This is a genomic window from Micromonospora sp. NPDC047557 (assembly GCF_043205095.1).
Taxonomy (GTDB): domain Bacteria; phylum Actinomycetota; class Actinomycetes; order Mycobacteriales; family Micromonosporaceae; genus Micromonospora.
Map to the genome: position 1 here is coordinate 180,975 of NZ_JBIDDK010000007.1, position 17,328 is coordinate 198,302.

Consider the following 17,328-nt stretch of genomic DNA (forward strand, 5'->3'; position numbering starts at 1 on the left):
CAATGTACGCGGACGATCACATCACGTACGGCTGGCCCGTCCGTACCGGTCAGCGGTGTTGTAAACGGCCTGGGCGTACCGGCGCACGTCGTTGTACGACAGGATCGCGTTCCACCAGTCGCCCGGAATGCTCAGGTTGCGGCCGCCCTTGCACAGGTAGTTGCCGGCCGCCAGAGCGGCGTCATCCAGGTCGTGCGGATCCTTGACGCCGTCGGCGTCGGCGTCCGCGCCGATCTCCTGCCAGGTCGTCGGGATGAACTGCATCGGCCCGATCGCCCGGTCGAACGTGCTGTCCTTGTCCAGGGAACCGTGGTCGGTGTCGATGATCCGCATCCGGCCGCCGTTCCCGTCCAGCGGCAGCCCGATGATCTGGGGCAGCGCCTTGCCGTCCGTCCCCAACCGCGCGCCGTTGGCCGAGCCGTGCCCGGACTCGACCTGGCCGATCGCGGCCAACGTCGTCCAGCTCAGCGCGCAGCTGCGGTTGGTCTGGGCGAGCACCACCTCGGCGTACCCGTACGCCTGCATTGCGGTCGCCGGAATGTTGACCTTGGCCCCGACCTGCTGCGCCCAGGCGGCCAGGGAGTCCGACGGACGGCCGCCGGTCGGACCGACGGCGGGCCCGGTCGGCATGCCGCCGGTCGGGAAGGCTCCGGTGGGGAGCGGAGCGGTCGGCATCGGCCCGGTGGGCAGCGGGCCGGTGGGCAGCGGGCCGGTGGGCAGAGGGCCGGTGGGACGCGGGTCGAGCGGCACCGCCGGCGGCACGGCCACGGTCGGCGCGGCTGTGACGTCGGCCGCCACCGGTCGGGACCCACGGATGGTCGCCGGGACGAGCAACGCACCCGCCGCGGCGGTCGCGGCCACCAGGACCAGCAGGAAGACCCCCGGGACCGTGAGTCGACCGCTGGGTCGGCGGGCCCAGGCGCGGGTCGCCCGGGCGGCGGTCACCGCGGCCTGACGTGGCGGTGGCACGCGTACGGCGTGCGCGAACGGCACCCGCCGCCGGCGGCCGCGCTCGGGCGTCGGCACCACTGCGACACCGTCCACCTTGGTCGCCGTCAGGTCGGTGGCGGTGGCACCCGCCGCGACCGTGGCTGCCCCGCCGTCGGCCTTCGCGGCGTCTGTCTTCGCGTCGTCGGCCTCCGCGTCGGCGCTGTCGGCTTTGGCGGCGTCGGTGTCGGCGGTTGGGGCGGCGGCTGGAACGTCGGCGTCGGCGGCGGTGGTGTCCGAAGTGGGCTTCGCCGCGGTGAGGTCGCCGGTGGCGGTGTCCCCCAACTGGTCACCGGTCGCGGCATCGACGCTCGGGGGTAGGGGTGCGGTCACGGGCGTCGCGGGGGTCGTGGCCTTCGCGTCGGTCGTGCGGCCGCTGAACCAGGGCCGGCGGGGACGGGGCACGGCCGCGGGCACCGGCTCCGGAGCGGCGCCCGACTCGGCCAGCGGCCCGTCCAGCGGCGCGGCCGGCCGAAGCGGTTGCACACGCGTCTTGTCCTCGCCGTCCACCACCCGTCGAGTATCACTCATGTCCCCGGCGACCGTCAGGCCCACGTACCCTGATGGCCATGCCCCGGTACGAGTTCCGCTGCCGCGCTTGCGGCGACACTTTCGAGGTCAACCGCCCGATGGCGGAGGCCGGCGCGCCGGCCACCTGCCCGCAGGGCCATGTCGACACGGTCAAGCTGCTCTCGGCGGTGTCGGTCACCGGTCGGGGCGCTGGTGGCGCGCAAGCTCCCGCTGGTGGCGGTGGCTGCTGCGGGGGTGCCTGCGGCTGCTGAGCCGGGCGTTCCGGTGACCGGCCGGTGGGCTGGCCTTGCCGGGAGCGGGTTCGAGTGGCACCTTGAGGCGGCACGTGCCCGGCCGTTCTCACGATGCGTGACCGCTCGGAGTCAGGCAGCATGAACCCGACGTCACGGGCGGAGGTTCCACGCATGTCGCCACGGATCCAGCTCCCGAGCGGTTGGGTGACCTTCGTGTTCACCGACATCGAGGGCTCGACCCGGCTGGCCCAACTGCTCGGCGCGGACTACCGCCCGGTGCTCGCCGAGCATCGCCGGTTGCTGCGTCGCACCCTGGCCGCCACCGGTGGCGCGGAGTTGCTGACCGAGGGCGACTCGTTCTTCCTGGCCTTCGACGACGCGGCGGCGGCGCTGACCGCCTGCCTGACCGCCCAGCGGGCGTTGGCGAGCCACGACTGGCCCACCGAGGAGGCCGCGCCCCGGGTCCGGATGGGCTTGCACACCGGTTACGCCGAGCCCCGCGACGGGGAGTACGCGAGCCCCGAGGTGCACCGGGCCGCCCGGGTGGCCGCGGCCGCGCACGGCGGACAGGTGCTCTGTTCGGCGTCCACGGCCCGTCGGGCCGATCCGCTGCCCCCGGGCGCCACCCTGCTGGACCTGGGCCTGCACCGGCTGCGTGGCTTCGACGACCGGGAGCGGTTGTTCCAACTGGTAGCGCCCGGCCTGGAACGGCAGTTCCCCCGCCCCCGCACCGCCGACGCGGTGGCGCACAACCTGCCGACCCAGGTGACCTCGTTCGTCGGGCGGGAGGTCGAGCGGGCCGAGCTGGGCCGGTTGGTGGAGCGGCACCGCCTGGTCACCGTGCTGGGCGCGGGCGGCGCGGGGAAGACCCGGCTCGCCGTGGAGTTGGCCGGTGGCGTCGTCGAGGCGTACCCGGACGGGGTCTGGTTCGTCGACATCGCCGCGGTGACCGACCCGGGGTTGGTGGCGTTCGCCATCGCCGCGGTGCTCGGGCTGCGGCCCGAGCCGGGCCGACCGATGCTGGACACCCTCGTGGAGTACGCGGCCGCCCGCCGGATGCTTGTCGTGCTGGACACCTGCGACACGCAACCGGCCGCCTGCGGCGAGGTCATCTCGCGGCTGCTCTCCGGCGGGGGCGGCGTGCGGGTGCTGGCGACCAGCCGCGAGTCGTTCAGCCTGCCCGGCGAGGTGGTGTGGCGGATCCCTCCGCTCTCGGTCGATCCCCACCCGGACGGCGCGGAGAGCGACGCCGTCGCACTGCTGCTGGACCGTACGGCGGCGGCCCGTGGCGGCCGGCGGCCCGACCCGTCCGAGTCGGCCGACCTGCGCCGGGTGGTGCAGCGGCTGGACGGGCTGCCTCTCGCCATCGAGTTGGCGGCCGCCCGGCTGCGGGTGCTCTCCGTGGGTCAGCTGGCCGAGCGGTTGGACGACGTCCTCGGCACGCTGGACGCCGGCCGGGAGGATCCGGATCCACCGCCGGTGGAGCGGGGCTGGTCCGGCAACCAGCAGGACACCGTGGACCTGGTGGCCGCGGCGATCGGGACACCGCCGCCCACCCCGGCGAGCAGGGCCGTGCAGCGCTCGGCCACCGAACGGCACCTGACCATGCAGGCGACCGTCACCTGGTCGTACCGCACGTTGGGGCCCCGGGCCGCGCGGCTGTTGCGCTGGCTGGCGGTCTTCGCGGGGCCGGTGGATCTGCCGACGGTGGAGTGGCTGCTGGGCGACGACCCGCTGGATCCACTGTCGGTGCTGGTGGACAAGTCGATGGTGTTGGCCGAGCCGCGCGCCGCCGGCAGTTCGTACCGGATGCTCGACCCGATTCGGGCGTACGCGGCACGGCGGCTGGCCGAGGCGGGTGAGGAGCAGGCTGCCCGGGACCGGCACGTGGCCTGGTCGGCGCACGCGCTGGAGCGGGCCCACCTCGGGCCGGACGGCCGGCCGGTGACGTTGTCGCTCTACACCCTCGACCCGCTGGCCGACGAGCTGCGGGCCGCGCTGCGCTGGTGCGCCACCGGCGGCAGCGCCCGTGCCGGTCTCCGTCTGGCCGGTGGGCTGGACCAGTGGTGGCGCGAGCGCGGGCTGGCCCGGGAGGGTCGACTCTGGCTGTTCCGGCTGTACGGACGGATCGCCGAGACCGGCGAGCGGATCCCGGACGCCGAGCTGGCGGCGGCGTACCACATGCACTCGCTGCACGCCGGCGCCGACGGCGAGTTCGCCGAGGAGCTGCGCTACTCGCAGCGGGCGGAGGCGGCCGCCCGACAGGCCGGCGACGCCGGGCTGCTGGCCCGGGTGCTCGCCGGACGGGCCGCGCCATTGGTGGACATGGGCCAGTTCTTCGAGGCCGAGCGGGTCTGTCGGGAGGTCATCGACTGGGCCCACGGGCAGGACGTGGTCGGCGAGGCGCTGTTCGCGGTGTTCAGCCTGGCCGAGCTGCTGTGGCGGCGCGGCGCGCTGGAGGAGGCGGCGGAGCTGCTGGGCGCGGCGCGTCCGGTGGAGGCCGCCCGGCCGGTCGAGCGGGGCCGGCGTTCGGTGGACATGCTGCTCGGGATGGTCGCGCTGGCCCGGGGCGACGTGATCGCCGCGCACGAGCACCTGCTGGTGGCGCTGCGCTCACGGATGGGCCACGGCTACCACGGCCGGGCCTGCGACACGCTCAACGCGATCGCGGTGCGCTGCGCTCTGGGTGGAGACCGGTTGACGGCCGCGCGGCTGTTCGGGGCGGCCCAGGCCACCCGGGCGAGCATGCGAGCGACGCCGGGTATCTACGGCGGTTACTGGGCCGACCAGCAGGCGGAGCTGCGGGCGATGGCGGGTGACGCGGCGTTCGACGACGCGTACGGGGAGGGTGCCGAGATGGGCCTGGACGAGGCCGTCGCGCTGGCGCTCGACGTGGAACACCCGGACCTGGCGGCGGATTCGACCCGCTTCAGCACCGACCTGTCCCAACACGCGCCGCCCCCGCGCCCCGCCGACCCCAACCGCCACCCCGCAACCCGAACGGAACGCGCCTGACCCCTCCTTGTTGATCATGAAGTTATTGCCGCGACACGCCGGGCGGACGGGCAATAACTTCATGATCACCGCGACGGGGTGGGTGGGAGGATGGGGTGGGTGGGGTTAGTGGGTTGCGGCCTTGGCTTCGGCTTGGGCCTTCATGCGGGCGGCTCGGTCGATGTCGGCCTGCTGGACGGCGGCCACCGAGCCGAAGATGTGGACCGCCTGGTAGTACGTCCAGGCCAGGCTGTAGCAGGCCGGGCGAACGACGGTGTTGTACGTGGCGCAGACCCGCTTCAGATCCTCGTAGAAGGCGCTGTCCAGGCGGGACTTGTTGGCGGAGAACTGGCCGACCGCCTTGTAGTTGCGGTAGCCGAAGTCGTGTCGGTAGCAGCTCAGGTTGAAGGTGAACCCGAGCGGGTTGTCCGGGCTGGACGAGCAGTAGTCGGTGGACCAGTCGAAGTTGTACTCGGCCCAGGGGGCCCGGTTGACGCGGGCGCTGTTCCAGGAGTTGTAGCTGGACGCGCTGGTCTGCGTCCAGCTCGACAGCACGGACAGCCGCTCCGCGGGGGTGACGGCGGCGGCGGGGGAGGCGACGGCGAGGGTGGCGAGCAGCGCTAGCGCGCCCGAGGCGAACAGGGTGGCGAGACGTCGGGGCACGGTTTACCTCCGCGGGGTGAGCGGTGGGACGGAAGTTACCGGCGGGTTACCGGATGTCGATGAGTGTCGATCAGCTGATCAACTGGGCGGTATGTGCGGCGCCAACTATTGGTGACATACGTTCAAACAGACGAATGCCCCGGGTGCGCGAGGCACCCGGGGCATTGCGCGGAACGGGTCAGTGCAGCAGGAACGCCGGCGGGCTGGCCGGGCTCTCGTTGGCGATACGGTCCAACGCCGTCACCCGGTAGGTGTAGCGCCGGCCGGGCTCGGCCGACGTGTCCACCCAGGACTGGGTGCCGCCGGGGGTGGCCCGGACGGTGTCGACCAGGTGCGTGGCGTCCGCCGTGGCGCACCGACCGGGCAGCGTGGTGCCGTCGAACCGGTAGATCGCGTACGAGGTGGCCCTGCCCAGCGGGCCCACGCCGTCGGCGGGCTGGCGCCAGGTCAGCCGCACCCCGTCGGCCTCCCGGGCGACCCTGGTGACCACCGGGAAAAGCAACGGCTTCGCCGGCAGGTGCGGCATGGCCGGTACGAGGGCCGGGCGGGAGTAGTGCTCGGCCGCGTAGATGTCGGTGGCGCCGAGCCGGTTGGCCCGCACCTGGACGGCCGAGAAGTGCACGTTGCCCTGCACCTCGGGGTACGACCGGTTGAGCGTCAGGTGGTCGGACAGCTCACGCGGGTTCTGCCAGTACGGCCCGTACGCCGGGTCGCCGCTCTTGTAGTCGGCCTGGCCGATGTAGAGCTGGACACGGGTGCCGCGCACGGTCTCGGCCCACCACGGGACCAGGCGCGCGTAGTCGGCCGCCGGGTACTGGCCGATGTACCAGTAGAGCTGCGGCACCACGTAGTCGATCCACTCCTGCTTGACCCACTTGCGGGTGTCGGCGGAGATGATGTCGTACGACTGGCTGCCGGTGGTGTCCGAGCCGAGCGGGTCGGCGCTCTTGTTACGCCAGATGCCGAACGGGCTGACGCCGAACTTCACCCACGGCTTCGCCGCCTTGATCTTGCCGTTCATCTCCTGGATCAGCAGATTGATGTTGTCCCGCCGCCAGTCCGCCCGGTCCGTGAAGCCCCGGTTGTACGCCGCGAAGGCGGCATCGTCGGGCACCTGGTAGGTGCCGCTGGGGTAGGGGTAGAAGTAGTCGTCGAAGTGCACGCCGTCGATGTCGTACCGCTTGACCGCGTCCATCATCGCGGTCTGGACGAACTCGCGGACCTCGGGAATGCCGGGGTTGTAGTAGAGCCGGCTGCCTGCCACGCCGGCCGGCGGGTAGGCGAAGGTCCAGTCGGGGTGCGCCCGGGCCGGGTGGCCGGGGGCGAGCAGGTTGCGGTCGGCGCCGGCGCCGCCGGGGGCCGGCATGGAGACGCGGTACGGGTTGAACCAGGCGTGGAACTCCAGGTTGCGCTTGTGCGACTCGTCGACCAGGAAGGCCAGGGGGTCCCAGCCCGGGTCCTGACCGCGTACGCCGGTCAGGTACTCCGACCACGGCTCGTACGGCGAGGGCCAGAGCGCGTCGGCGGTCGGTCGGACCTGCACCACGACGGCGTTGTGGTGCAGCCGTTCGGCGAGGTCGAGCAGTCCCCGATACTCGGCCTGCTGGGCCGCGATCCGGTCCGGGCTGGTCTGGGACGCCTTGCTGGGCCAGTCGATGTTGACCACCGACGAGATCCACATCGCCCGGAACTGTCGTTTCGGCGTGGCCGGGTCGGTGACGCAGGTGGTGGTGGCGGCATCGGTCGCGGCGCTCGCGGGGTGCGCGGGGGTGGCGGCGACAAGCGTGCCGAGCAGGGCTGCGACCAGCCCGGCCGCTCCGAGTCGAGGTGCCTTCATGCGGTGTGTCCCTTCGTTGGGGCTCCCGTGTCAGGGGGTTCTCGCGGCACCCCGGCAAGATTCGCCGTGAGCAATGTGCCGCTGGAAGGAAATTTTCACACTCGGCACGGTCCCGCAAGGGGCCGCGCCTGATCGATTCCCCGGTCACCGGATCGGACGATTCGCGCCGAGCGCCCGATTGCGGGCAGTGACCGGGGTCGCACGCCGCGTCGTGACCTGATCGGCATGATCCGTGGCGGTTGGCCGGGATCCGGGGTGGGTAGCAACGCCGGTCACCGGCCGCCATGGTGGTGGTCGCACGGTGGGAGGGGTGAGCGCGGTGTCCGTGCTGCGAACCAAACCAATCAAGGACGTCATAGCCCAGGGCGACGCCGACGGCACCGACGGCCGACTGGGGCTCAAGCGGCGGCTCGGCGCGATCGACCTCACCGGCTTCGGCATCGGCATCGTGATCGGCACGGGCATCTTCACGCTCACCGGGATCGAGGCCCGCGACAGCGCCGGTCCGGGCGTGGTGATCTCCTTCGCCATCGCCGGCGTGGTCGCCCTGCTCGCCGCCCTCTGCTACGCCGAACTGGCCTCCAGCGTGCCGACGGCCGGCAGCGCCTACACCTACGCGTACGCCACGATGGGCGAGATCGTCGCCTGGATCATCGGGTGGGACCTGCTGCTGGAGTTCGCGCTCGGCGCGGCGGTGGTGGCCCGCGGCTGGTCGGGCTACCTCGCCGAGCTGCTCGACCTGCCGACCCGGTGGTTTGGCGAGGAGGGCAGCACGGTCAACATCGGCGCGATCGCCATCGTGCTGATCCTCGGCATCGTGGCGATCGTCGGCATCCGGGAGTCCGCCCGGATCACCAACCTGCTGGTGCTGGTCAAGGTGGCGATCTGCGTCTTCGTGGTGGTCGCCGGCCTGTTCTTCGTCAAGGCCGCCAACCTCACCCCGTTCATCCCGCCGGCCGAGCCCGCCGGCAGTGGCGACGATGGCATCAAGCAGCCGGTGACGCAGGCGCTGTTCGGGTTGGAGCCGTCGGTCTTCGGCTTCGTGGGGGTGCTCAGCGCCGCCGCGGTGGTCTTCTTCGCGTACACCGGCTTCGAGGCCGTGGCCAACCTGGGCGAGGAGACGCGCAAGCCCAAGCGGGACCTCACCCTGGGCCTGCTCGGCACGCTGCTGATCTCCACCGTGCTCTACATCGGCGTCTCGCTGGTGGTCGTCGGCATGGTGCCGTACACCGAGATCGACCGGGGCGCCCCGATCGCCTCGGCGTTCGAGTCGGTGGGCGCCGGCTGGGCGGCGACGCTCGTCTCCATCGCCGCGGTTGCCGGCCTGACCAGCGTCATCCTGGTCGACCTGGTGGCGATGGGCCGGATCGGCTTCGCCATCGCCCGGGACGGCCTGATCCCGCCCTCGATCGCGGCCGTGCACCCGCGCTGGGGCACCCCGTACCGGATTTCGGCGATCATGACGGTGGCGGTCGCGCTGCTGGCCGGCTTCCTGCCGCTTTCCGCCCTGGCCGACCTGGTCAGCATCGGCGCGCTCTGCGCGTTCGTGCTGGTCTCGATCGCGGTGCCGATCCTGCGCCGCAAGCGCCCCGACCTGGAGCGGCCGTTCCGGGTGCCGTTCTCCCCGGTGCTGCCGGTCGTCTCGGCGCTGGCCTGCTTCTACCTGATGCTCAACCTGTCGGTGGAGACCTGGCTGCGGTTCCTGGCCTGGATGCTGCTCGGGGCGGTCATCTACTTCGGCTACGGCTATCGCCGCAACCGGCTGGCCCGGCAGGAACCCGCCGTCGCCCCGGCACCGCGCGAACCGAGCGCCTGACCGATGTGCGTGCGGAGGGGCCGAGGCCCCTCCGCACGTTCAACTCAGGGGCGAGATTGCGGCGTAGCCGTCGGACCCTTGACGACCGGCTTGCCGTCGACCCAGGTCACCTCGTCGAGCCACACCTGACGGCCGGGATCGGTGCTGCCCTCCTGGCCCGGAGGCCAGGCGTGGTACAGCAGCCAGGTGCGGCCGTCCTTGACCACCATCGAGGCGTGGCCCGGGCCGGAGGCGGCCTCGTTGCTCTTCAGGATCGGGTTCTCGGCGGCCTTCACGCACGGGCCGGTCGGGCTCTCGCAGACCGCGTAGCCCTCCGCGTACTCGGCCCGGTCATAGGCGTTGGCGGCGAAGAACAGCAGCAGCCGGTCGTCCTGGCGGTGGAAGAACGGCCCCTCGATCAGGGTGCCCTCCCACGGCTCGGTCTGCTTGAGCAGCTTCGTCGGCTCCCCGACGAGGGTCAGGCCGTCGTCGGCGAGGCGCTGCGACCAGAGCCAGGTGTCCACCCCGATGGCGTTGCCGTCGTTCTTCCACAGCAGCCAGAGGCTGCCGTCGGTGTCCCGGTACGGGCTGGCGTCGATCGCCCCGCCCAACTCGGCCTGGCAGATCAGCGGGCCGGTCGCGTCGTCGGAGTACGGCCCCTGCGGCGCGCTGGCCACCGCCCGCCCGATGCACTGCCGTCCGGCCTCGCGGCCGGCGACGGTGTAGTAGAGCAGGAACCGGTCCGGTGCGAGCTGGATCGCCTCCGGGGCCCAGGTCTTGCCGGGGTCCGCCCAGGCCGGCAGTGCCGGCAGGGCGTCCCCGGCCTCGGTCCAGTCGACCAGGTTCGTCGAGGTGCGCACGGGGACGTTGCGGCCCTGCGCGTTGGTGGAGAACAGGTACCAGGTGTCGCCGACCTGGATGGCCTGCGGGTCCGGCGCGTCGGCCCGTACGACCGGGTTGGTGAACATGTTCGGGTCGCTCCCGCTGCTCGTGGGGGTGGGTTCGCTGTCGCCCGTGCAGCCCGTGACGAGCAGCGCGGCGGCGAGGGTGATCGCCGCCGCGCCGACTCGCCGGGTTGTCGCCCGCGTCATCCCTTCAAACCGCTGCGGGAGACGCCCTGGATGATGTGCCGCTGCGCCAGCACGAACAGGATCAGCACCGGCAGACTCGCCAGCACCGCGCCCGCCATGATCACCGGGTAGTCGGTGACGTACGAGCCCTGGAGCAGACCCAGGCCCGGAGGCAGCGTCAACTTCTCCGGGCTGAACAGCACGAAGATCGGCCACAGGAAGTCGTTCCAGTTGGTCAGGAACGACAGCACGGCCAGGGTGGCCAGCGCCGGCTTGGACAGCGGCAGCACCACCTTGAAGAAGATCTGCCACTGGTTGGCGCCGTCGAGGGTGGCGGCCTCCTCCAGCTCGTTCGGCAGCGACAGGAAGAACTGCCGCAGGAAGAACACCCCGAACGCGCTGGCCGCGCCGGGCACCACCACCACGGCGAGGGTGTCGATCCAGTTGAGCTGGTCGACGATCAGGAAGTTCGGGATGATCAGCGAGGTCGGCGGGATGAACAGCGTCCCGACGATCAACGCGAAGGTCACCCCGCGTCCGCGGAACCGCAGCCGGGCCAGGGAGTACGCGGCCATCGAGGCCGTCACCAGCACCAGCAGCGAGTGCAGCGTGGCGGCCACCATGCTGTTGAGGAACCAGCGCAGCACCGGGTTCGCCGAGTTGTTGATGATCTGCTCGTAGCCGTACCCCGCCAGCGGGTTCGGCAGCCAGCTCGGCGGGATCTGCTGGGCGGCGGTGTAGGTCTTCAGCGAGGTGATGACCATCCACACCAGCGGGGTCAGGAAGATCAGGGTGAGCGCGACCAGAGTGGCGTAGAAGACGACCCGGCGCAGCCCGGAGGCGGAACCGTTGGTGGTCGGCGTGGGCGTCGTCATGGCGGTCCCCTCAGTCTTCCTTGTAGCGGAAGAGGCGGAAGTTGGCGATGCTCACGACCGCCAGCAGCAGCGCGAACACGATGCTCATCGCGGCGGCTCGACCGGCGTTGTTGTTGCGCAGGCCCTCCTCGACGATGAACCACACCACCGTGCGGGTCTCCGTGCCCGGCGCTCCCTGGGTGATCAGGAACGACTGGCCGAACATGTTCGCCGAGGCGAGCACCGTCGTGGTGATCACGAAGAGCAGCACCGGCCGCAGCCCGGGCAGGGTGACGTTGCGGAACCGCTGCCACGCGTTGGCGCCGTCCATCCGGGCCGCCTCGTACAGCTCCGGCGAGATGTCCTGCAGACCGGCCAGGTAGATCACCGCGTTGAAGCCGGAGGTCCACCAGACGGTCACCCCGACCAGGGAGATCCACGCCCACGGCATGTTGGTCACCCACGGGGTGTCCGACGGCAGGCCGACGACTCCGAGGAGCCGGTTTACCAGGCCCAGGTTGGCGTCGAGCAGGAACCGCCAGAGCAGGCCGATCACCGCCACGCCCAGCACGTACGGGGCGAAGTAGATCGCCCGGAAGAAGGTGCGGCCCGGAAAGGAGCGGTTCAACAGCAGCGCCAGCCCGAGGGGTACGACCACCAGCAGCGGCACCGACAGCACCGTGAAGATTGCGGTGGCCCGGACGCTCTCCCACCAGTCGCCGTAGACGGCGGAGTCGCTGGAGAACAGCTCCTTGTAGTTGTCCAACCCGACGAAGGGCCGGTTGGGCAGCTGGAAGTCCCACTGGTGCACGCTCAGCCAGAGGCCGAGGATGATCGGCAGCAGGCCGAAGACCCCGAACAGGACCAGGTACGGGGCGAGGAACAGGTATGGCGTCGCCCGTCCGGTCCGGCGCGCCGAGGCGCCCCGGCGGGCTGCGTTGGCCGCCGGGGGCGGCGCGTCACCGCGCGCCGCCCCGACCTCGATCACGTCCGCCACGGGTTATCAGCTCCCGTACTTCTTGCGGTTGTCCTCAAGCTGCTTGTTGGCCTTGGACACGCCGTCGTCGAGCGCCTGCTTGGGCGACTTCTTGCCCAGCGCGGCCTCGTTGAACGAGTTGTAGAAGGTCGTCATGACCTCGCCCAGACCCGGGGCCGCCGGCGGGAAGGCCGCGTACTCCAGCTCGGGAGCGAGCGACGAGATCTCCGGCAGGGCCTTGAACTCGGCGCCCTCACGGACCTCCTTGCGGGCCGGGATCTGCCCGCCCTTGGCCCAGTCCAGCGAGTGCTGGCTCAGCCAGTTGATGAAGACCTTCGCCCCGGAGACCTTGTTGGCGTCGTTGGCACGCTGCTTCACGATCGTGAAGTTGTGCGAGTTGGCCCAGGCCGACGGCTTGCTGCCGATCTGGGGGAGCGGGGCGACGCCCCACTGGACCTCGGGGCTCTTCTTGAGGTCGTTGATCTGCCAGATGCCGTTCCAGGTGAAGGCGTTCTTGCCGCTCTTGAACGCCAGGTAGTCGGCGTCCTGTCCGACGTTGGCCGGCGAGTAGCCCTGCTTGATCTGGTCGACCAGCCAGGTGCACGCCTCGATCGCCGGGTCGGAGTTGAACGTCGCCTTGGCCACCTCGGCGTCGAAGAGGGTGGCGCCCCACTGGTTGAGCAGCGAGTAGAACGTCATGCCGCCGGTGAACTGGAACGGGCTGACCCAGAAGCCCTGCACACCGGCCTTCTTCAGCTCAACCAGGGCCGCCGTGTAGTCGTCCTTCGTCGTCGGCGGCTTGTTCGGGTCGAGGCCGGCCTTCTGCATGACGGCCTTGTTGTAGTAGAAGCCCAGCGGGTGCATGTCCAGCGGGATGCCGTACCGCTTGTTGTTGTAGATCCCGCCCTTCCAGACGGTCGGGGCGAAGTCGCCCTCGGAGAGCTCCAGGTTCTTGGCCACGTCGTCCAGCTCGGTGATCACGCCACGGGCGGCGAAGGTGGCGAGCTGGTCCATGTGCATGACCGCGATGTCCGGGCCGTTGCCGCTGGAGGCCGCACCGGGGAGCTTGTTGTAGTAGTCCTCCCACTGGTACGTGGCCACCGACACCGCGATGTTCTTGTGCTCGGTGTTGAACTGGTTGACCAGCGCCTTGAAGATGTCGCCGTCGCCGCCGGTGAACCCGTTCCACAGCTTCAGGTCGACCTTCGGGCCGGTGTACTCCTTGCCGCCGTTACCGGCGGCCGGCCCGGAGGTGCTGTCGTCGCCGCCGCCGCAGCCGGCGAGGGTCAGCGAGGCCGCGGCACCGATTCCGAGACCGAGGCCGAGCAGGCGCCGCCGGCTCATGTCGTTCTGGATCATGCTGTATCTCTCCTTGGAGGGGGACGGGATGAATTGTGCCTGCTCAGAACCGTTACGACGTCAGACGCCGGTCGGGCCGAAGCGCAGCACGCTCCACGACACGGCGGGCAGGCGCACGGTGCACCGGCCGCCGTCGGGGGTGGGGGTGGGCAGTTCCCGCGGCGTCACCCGGTCGGGCTCGGCCTCGGTGTTCGTCGCCGACGGGTCGGACCCGGCAGCGATGCTCTGGAAAGACAGACCGGACATACCCGGCAGTCCGCGCAGGTCCAGGTCGAGGGGGAGGTCCTCGGAGCCGCGGTTGACCGCGAAGACGGTCAGTTCGCCGGTCTCCTCGTCGTGCACGGCGACCGTGTCGAGCACCGGCACGTCCCCGTACTTCTTCGTGTCGTAGCGCGGCGACACCGGCTCGGTGCGCAGCACGGTGCCCCGGGCGTACCGGGCGGTCAGCGCGAACGGGTGGAAGATGCTCTGCCGCCAGGCCGGGCCGCCGTTGCGGGTACGGATCGGCGCGATCACGTTGGCCAACTGGGCCTGAGCGGCGACCCCGACCCGGTCGGCGTGCCGGAGCAGGGTGATCAGCAGGTCGCCGACCACCACCGCGTCCACCGCCGTGAAGTCGTCCTCGATCAGCGCGGGCGCCTCGACCCAGCCACGCCGGTCCAGGTCGGCCTGGAGGCGGGACTCGTACCAGACGTTCCACTCGTCGAACGAGATCTTCAGCTTGCGCTTCTGCCGCTGCTTGGCGGCCACGTGGTCGGCGGTCGCCACGACCTCGGTGATGAAGTTGTCCATGTCGACGGCCGACGCCAGGATGCTGGCCTGGTCGCCGTCGGACGGGTCGTAGTAGGTGTGCGCCGAGATGTAGTCGACGTGCTCGTAGGTGTGCTCCAGCACGGTCGCCTCCCACGCGGCGAACGTGGGCATCCGCCGGTTGGAGCTGCCGCAGGCGACCAGGCTGATCGACGGGTCGATCATCTTCATCGCGCGGGCCGCCTCGGCAGCCAGCCGCCCGTACTCGTCGGCGGTCTTGTGGCCGACCTGCCACGGACCGTCCATTTCATTGCCCAGGCACCACAGCTGCACGCCGTACGGGTCCTCCGCGCCGTGCTTGCGCCGCAGGTCGGACAGCTCGGTGCCGCCCGGGTGGTTCGCGTACTCCAGCAGGTCGAGCGCCTCCTGTACGCCCCGGGTGCCCAGGTTGACCGCCATCATCGGCTCGACGCCGGCCTCGGCGGCCCAGGTCATGAACTCGTCCAGCCCGAAGGCGTTGGTCTCGATCGTCTTCCACGCCAGGTCGAGCCGGCGCGGCCGGTCACCGACCGGGCCGACGCCGTCCTCCCAGCGGTAGCCGGAGACGAAGTTGCCGCCCGGGTAGCGGACCACCGAGACGCCCAGCTCGCGGGTCAGGTCCAGCACGTCGCGGCGCAGGCCGCGGGAGTCGGCGTTGGGGTGGCCGGGCTCGTAGATGCCGCCGTAGACGCACCGCCCCATGTGCTCGACGAACGAGCCGAAGAGACGTCGGTCGGCCGGCCCGATCGAGAAGGCCGGGTCGATCGTGAGCTGCGCGGTCCGCAAGGGATGCCACCTTTCCTCAGTGCCGGAACCGGGTGACCGCAGTCACGCCCACCCGGCGTCCCTCGTTTCTACAACGTTGTAGGCAACGTTGTAAAGAGCTGATGACGAGGTATGGTGCGCTGGGTTACATCGGGGAGGTTGCGGCGTGCGAAACAGGCTCAAGGACGTGGCCGAACGGGCGGGCGTCTCGGTGAAGACCGTCTCCAACGTGGTGAACGGCTACGTGCACGTACGTCCGGACACCCGCGCCCGGGTCGAGGAGGCCATCGCCGAACTGAACTACCGGCCCAACCTCTCCGCCCGCCACCTGCGCAAGGGACGTACCGGGGTGATCGCCCTGGCGGTGCCGGAACTGGACATCCCGTACTTCGCGGAACTCGCCCGCCACGTGGTCACTGCCGCCGCCGACTACGGCTGGACGGTGCTCATCGATCAGACCGGGGGCCGGCGCGAGCAGGAACGGGTGGTCGCCTCCGGCATCACCGACCACCTGATCGACGGGCTGATCTTCAGCCCGCTGGCGCTCACCGCCGAGGACCTGGCCGGTCTGGACGGCACCCCGATGGTGCTGCTCGGCGAGCGGGTCGACCACGGCCCCGCCGACCGCGTCGTGATCGACAATGTGACCGCGGCCCGCGAGATCACCGACCACCTGATCCAGCTCGGCCGCCGCCGGATCGCGGCGATCGGCTCGCAGCGCACCGACGAGGGCGCCAGCGCCCGCCTGCGCCTGGCCGGCTACGCCGAGGCACTGCGCGCTGCCGGCCTGGCCTACGACGAAGCCCTCGTGGCGCCCGCGCCGGCCTGGCACCGCGCCGACGGCGCGGCCGCGATGCGCGGCCTGCTCACCGCGGGGGTACGCCCCGACGCCGTCTTCTGCTTCAACGACACGCTCGCCCTGGGCGCCCTGCGCGCCCTGCACGAGGCCGACCTGCGGGTGCCCGAGGACGTGGCGGTGGTCGGCTTCGACGACATCGAGGACGGCCGGTTCTCGATCCCGACACTGAGCACGGTCGCCCCGGACAAGGAGCGGATCGCCCACCTGGCCGTCGAACTCCTGGCCCACCGCCTGGACGGCGACCGCGCCGCCCCGGCAAAGGAGCTCTCCGCCCCGTACCGCCTGGAGATCCGCGAATCCACCCGGAATCCCTAGTCGAAGAAGCGGGCCAGGTGGGATCGGGGTGCCGGGTCGGCCTCTGGGGGGAGGGGAGTCAGGTCGGCGAAGATCGAGGCGCCGTCGCAGCCCGCGTGCAGCGGGTACCACCGCGGGGTGCCCGGCGGCCGGAGCTGGCAGATCCCCTTGAACGTCTGCACGTCCATCAGCCGGACGTGCGTCGGGTCGGCAACCGCGTTCACGTGACCCCACCAGGGGCTCATCACGTGCAGCACGCCACCCGGACGGAGGACCCGATGGCACTCGTCCACCAGCGGCAGAAAGTCGATCAGGTGCTCCAGGATGTGCACCGCGAAGAGGACGTCCACCGAATTGTCGGCGAGCGGCAGCGAGCCGGACAGATCCGCGACCGCGTCCACCCCCGGCGCCGGGTAGATGTCCAACCCCAGGTTGCCCGACCACTGCTTGGTCGGACCGCAACCGAGGTCCACCACCACCGGCGCCCGACCGCCGACGCCGACCCGGCACCAGACGCCGTAGACGCCGGCCAGCCGTCCCACCAGGTCCCGTACCAGCCGCAGCTCGGCCGGCTCGGCCACCTCCCCGGTGAGATGGGCGACTCCCCGGTCGAACCGCACCTCGACCGCCAGAGCGCGCAGCCGGTCGTCGTGCCGAGCCTGGTCCGCCCACGCCTGCGCGAGGGATTCGTCGATCAACCGCAGCCGGTCGGCCGAGGGCGGAGTCTGTGCCAAAGCGACCATTCGGGCCACCTCCCGCCGCGCGTTACCCGCATTCACGCCGGGCATGCCCGGAACCGCGAGGCGGATGGGCGTGTCGCAGCGTCGGAGGCAACGTCGAGATGAGCGGTATACCTGTGAGTCATAAATATGACTCACAGGTATACGGCTCACTGGAGCAACACGCCTCGGCGGCGGCCACCGAACTTGCCTGGCCTACGCCCAAGCCGTCCGAGCCGCCGCCGCCGGGCACGGGGTCAGCCGGAGAGGGTCCGGCGACCACTGCGGATGCGCTGGCGGGGCGGGGGAGCGGCGGCCTTCGGCCGCTTCAGGTGGTAGCGGTGCAACTCGTTGTTGCCGGGCAGGGACGGGTCCTCGCTCATCGCGACCAGTTCCCAGCCCTGGTCGCCGGCCCGGTTCAGGTGAGCCAGCGCGGTGTCGCCGTACGGCGTCACGTCGACCATCGAGCCGTCCGGGCCGTACCAGACGAAGACGACCTCCCAGCCGAGGTCGTTTGTCGCCGCTTGGCGGCGGCGGACCAGCAGGGCGTACTCCCACTTGAGCATGGCGTCATTCTCACCCCGGCCCGGCCCTGCGGCACGG

At 71.2% G+C, this 17,328-nt stretch carries 14 protein-coding genes; 4 read left to right on the forward strand and 10 right to left on the reverse strand.

Annotation, left to right across the window (positions count from 1 at the left end; all coding sequences use genetic code 11):
• Nucleotides 1-21 precede the first annotated feature (21 nt).
• Nucleotides 22-1,500 (reverse strand): lytic murein transglycosylase, encoded by a 1,479-nt coding sequence (locus ACGGAQ_RS18800; protein WP_393051127.1) that lies wholly within the window; start codon nt 1,498-1,500, stop codon nt 22-24.
• A 56-nt stretch (nt 1,501-1,556) separates the two neighbouring features.
• On the opposite strand from ACGGAQ_RS18800, the gene ACGGAQ_RS18805 reads away from it, so the two are divergent.
• Together ACGGAQ_RS18805 and ACGGAQ_RS18810 are read left to right on the forward strand one after the other, a co-directional pair.
• The gene (locus ACGGAQ_RS18805) at nt 1,557-1,769 is read left to right on the forward strand and encodes a zinc ribbon domain-containing protein (RefSeq protein ID WP_354854477.1); all 213 of its coding nucleotides are present in this window, start codon (nt 1,557-1,559) and stop codon (nt 1,767-1,769) included.
• Nucleotides 1,770-1,922: 153 nt separating this feature from the next.
• Nucleotides 1,923-4,766 (forward strand): ATP-binding protein, encoded by a 2,844-nt coding sequence (locus ACGGAQ_RS18810; protein WP_393050831.1) that lies wholly within the window; start codon nt 1,923-1,925, stop codon nt 4,764-4,766.
• A gap of 105 nt (nt 4,767-4,871) precedes the next feature.
• On the opposite strand, the gene ACGGAQ_RS18815 is transcribed toward ACGGAQ_RS18810, so the two are convergent.
• Nucleotides 4,872-5,408, reverse strand: coding sequence for a phospholipase (locus tag ACGGAQ_RS18815; RefSeq protein WP_393050834.1), 537 nt, complete (start codon nt 5,406-5,408; stop codon nt 4,872-4,874).
• 178 nt (nt 5,409-5,586) lie between these two features.
• Nucleotides 5,587-7,245 carry a glycoside hydrolase family 10 protein gene (locus ACGGAQ_RS18820; RefSeq protein ID WP_393050837.1) on the reverse strand — a complete coding sequence of 553 codons (1,659 nt, stop codon included), beginning with the start codon at nt 7,243-7,245 and terminating at the stop codon, nt 5,587-5,589.
• Nucleotides 7,246-7,564: 319 nt separating this feature from the next.
• Between ACGGAQ_RS18820 and ACGGAQ_RS18825 the strand changes: the two genes are divergently transcribed.
• Nucleotides 7,565-9,061 carry an amino acid permease gene (locus tag ACGGAQ_RS18825; RefSeq protein ID WP_393050840.1) on the forward strand — a complete coding sequence of 499 codons (1,497 nt, stop codon included), beginning with the start codon at nt 7,565-7,567 and terminating at the stop codon, nt 9,059-9,061.
• A gap of 44 nt (nt 9,062-9,105) precedes the next feature.
• Here ACGGAQ_RS18825 and ACGGAQ_RS18830 read toward each other — a convergent pair whose 3' ends face one another.
• The 5 genes from ACGGAQ_RS18830 to ACGGAQ_RS18850 are packed head-to-tail and all read right to left on the reverse strand — an operon-like array spanning nt 9,106 to nt 14,874.
• Nucleotides 9,106-10,131, reverse strand: coding sequence for a glycoside hydrolase family 43 protein (locus ACGGAQ_RS18830; protein WP_393050842.1), 1,026 nt, complete (start codon nt 10,129-10,131; stop codon nt 9,106-9,108).
• Nucleotides 10,128-10,985 carry a carbohydrate ABC transporter permease gene (locus tag ACGGAQ_RS18835; RefSeq protein ID WP_393050845.1) on the reverse strand — a complete coding sequence of 286 codons (858 nt, stop codon included), beginning with the start codon at nt 10,983-10,985 and terminating at the stop codon, nt 10,128-10,130. Before ACGGAQ_RS18835 ends, ACGGAQ_RS18830 begins: the two co-directional genes overlap by 4 nt.
• Before the next feature lie 10 nt (nt 10,986-10,995).
• Nucleotides 10,996-11,961 carry a carbohydrate ABC transporter permease gene (locus ACGGAQ_RS18840; protein ID WP_393050848.1) on the reverse strand — a complete coding sequence of 322 codons (966 nt, stop codon included), beginning with the start codon at nt 11,959-11,961 and terminating at the stop codon, nt 10,996-10,998.
• 6 nt (nt 11,962-11,967) lie between these two features.
• A complete protein-coding gene (locus tag ACGGAQ_RS18845) occupies nt 11,968-13,299 on the reverse strand; it encodes an ABC transporter substrate-binding protein (protein ID WP_393050851.1) in 1,332 nt (443 codons plus the stop codon).
• 60 nt (nt 13,300-13,359) lie between these two features.
• A complete protein-coding gene (locus ACGGAQ_RS18850; protein WP_393050853.1) occupies nt 13,360-14,874 on the reverse strand; it encodes an alpha-N-arabinofuranosidase in 1,515 nt (504 codons plus the stop codon).
• 145 nt (nt 14,875-15,019) lie between these two features.
• On the opposite strand from ACGGAQ_RS18850, the gene ACGGAQ_RS18855 reads away from it, so the two are divergent.
• The gene (locus tag ACGGAQ_RS18855; RefSeq protein ID WP_393050856.1) at nt 15,020-16,027 is read left to right on the forward strand and encodes a LacI family DNA-binding transcriptional regulator; all 1,008 of its coding nucleotides are present in this window, start codon (nt 15,020-15,022) and stop codon (nt 16,025-16,027) included.
• Here the strand turns inward: ACGGAQ_RS18855 and ACGGAQ_RS18860 are convergent.
• Entirely contained in the window at nt 16,024-16,749 is a 726-nt protein-coding gene (locus ACGGAQ_RS18860; RefSeq protein ID WP_393050859.1) for a methyltransferase domain-containing protein, read from the reverse strand. The two genes, ACGGAQ_RS18855 and ACGGAQ_RS18860, sit on opposite strands and share 4 nt — an antisense overlap.
• Before the next feature lie 233 nt (nt 16,750-16,982).
• Nucleotides 16,983-17,291 carry a hypothetical protein gene (locus ACGGAQ_RS18865; protein ID WP_393050862.1) on the reverse strand — a complete coding sequence of 103 codons (309 nt, stop codon included), beginning with the start codon at nt 17,289-17,291 and terminating at the stop codon, nt 16,983-16,985.
• Nucleotides 17,292-17,328 lie beyond the last annotated feature (37 nt).

What these genes read in the sequence shown, in the direction of transcription:
- ACGGAQ_RS18805 (WP_354854477.1), top strand. Translation starts at nt 1,557, where the DNA reads ATGCCCCGGTACGAGTTCCGCTGCCGCGCTTGCGGCGACACTTTCGAG.
- ACGGAQ_RS18810 (WP_393050831.1), top strand. Translation starts at nt 1,923, where the DNA reads ATGTCGCCACGGATCCAGCTCCCGAGCGGTTGGGTGACCTTCGTGTTC.
- ACGGAQ_RS18820 (WP_393050837.1), bottom strand. Translation starts at nt 7,245, where the DNA reads ATGAAGGCACCTCGACTCGGAGCGGCCGGGCTGGTCGCAGCCCTGCTC.
- ACGGAQ_RS18830 (WP_393050842.1), bottom strand. Translation starts at nt 10,131, where the DNA reads ATGACGCGGGCGACAACCCGGCGAGTCGGCGCGGCGGCGATCACCCTC.
- ACGGAQ_RS18835 (WP_393050845.1), bottom strand. Translation starts at nt 10,985, where the DNA reads ATGACGACGCCCACGCCGACCACCAACGGTTCCGCCTCCGGGCTGCGC.
- ACGGAQ_RS18845 (WP_393050851.1), bottom strand. Translation starts at nt 13,299, where the DNA reads ATGATCCAGAACGACATGAGCCGGCGGCGCCTGCTCGGCCTCGGTCTC.
- ACGGAQ_RS18860 (WP_393050859.1), bottom strand. Translation starts at nt 16,749, where the DNA reads ATGGTCGCTTTGGCACAGACTCCGCCCTCGGCCGACCGGCTGCGGTTG.
- ACGGAQ_RS18865 (WP_393050862.1), bottom strand. Translation starts at nt 17,291, where the DNA reads ATGCTCAAGTGGGAGTACGCCCTGCTGGTCCGCCGCCGCCAAGCGGCG.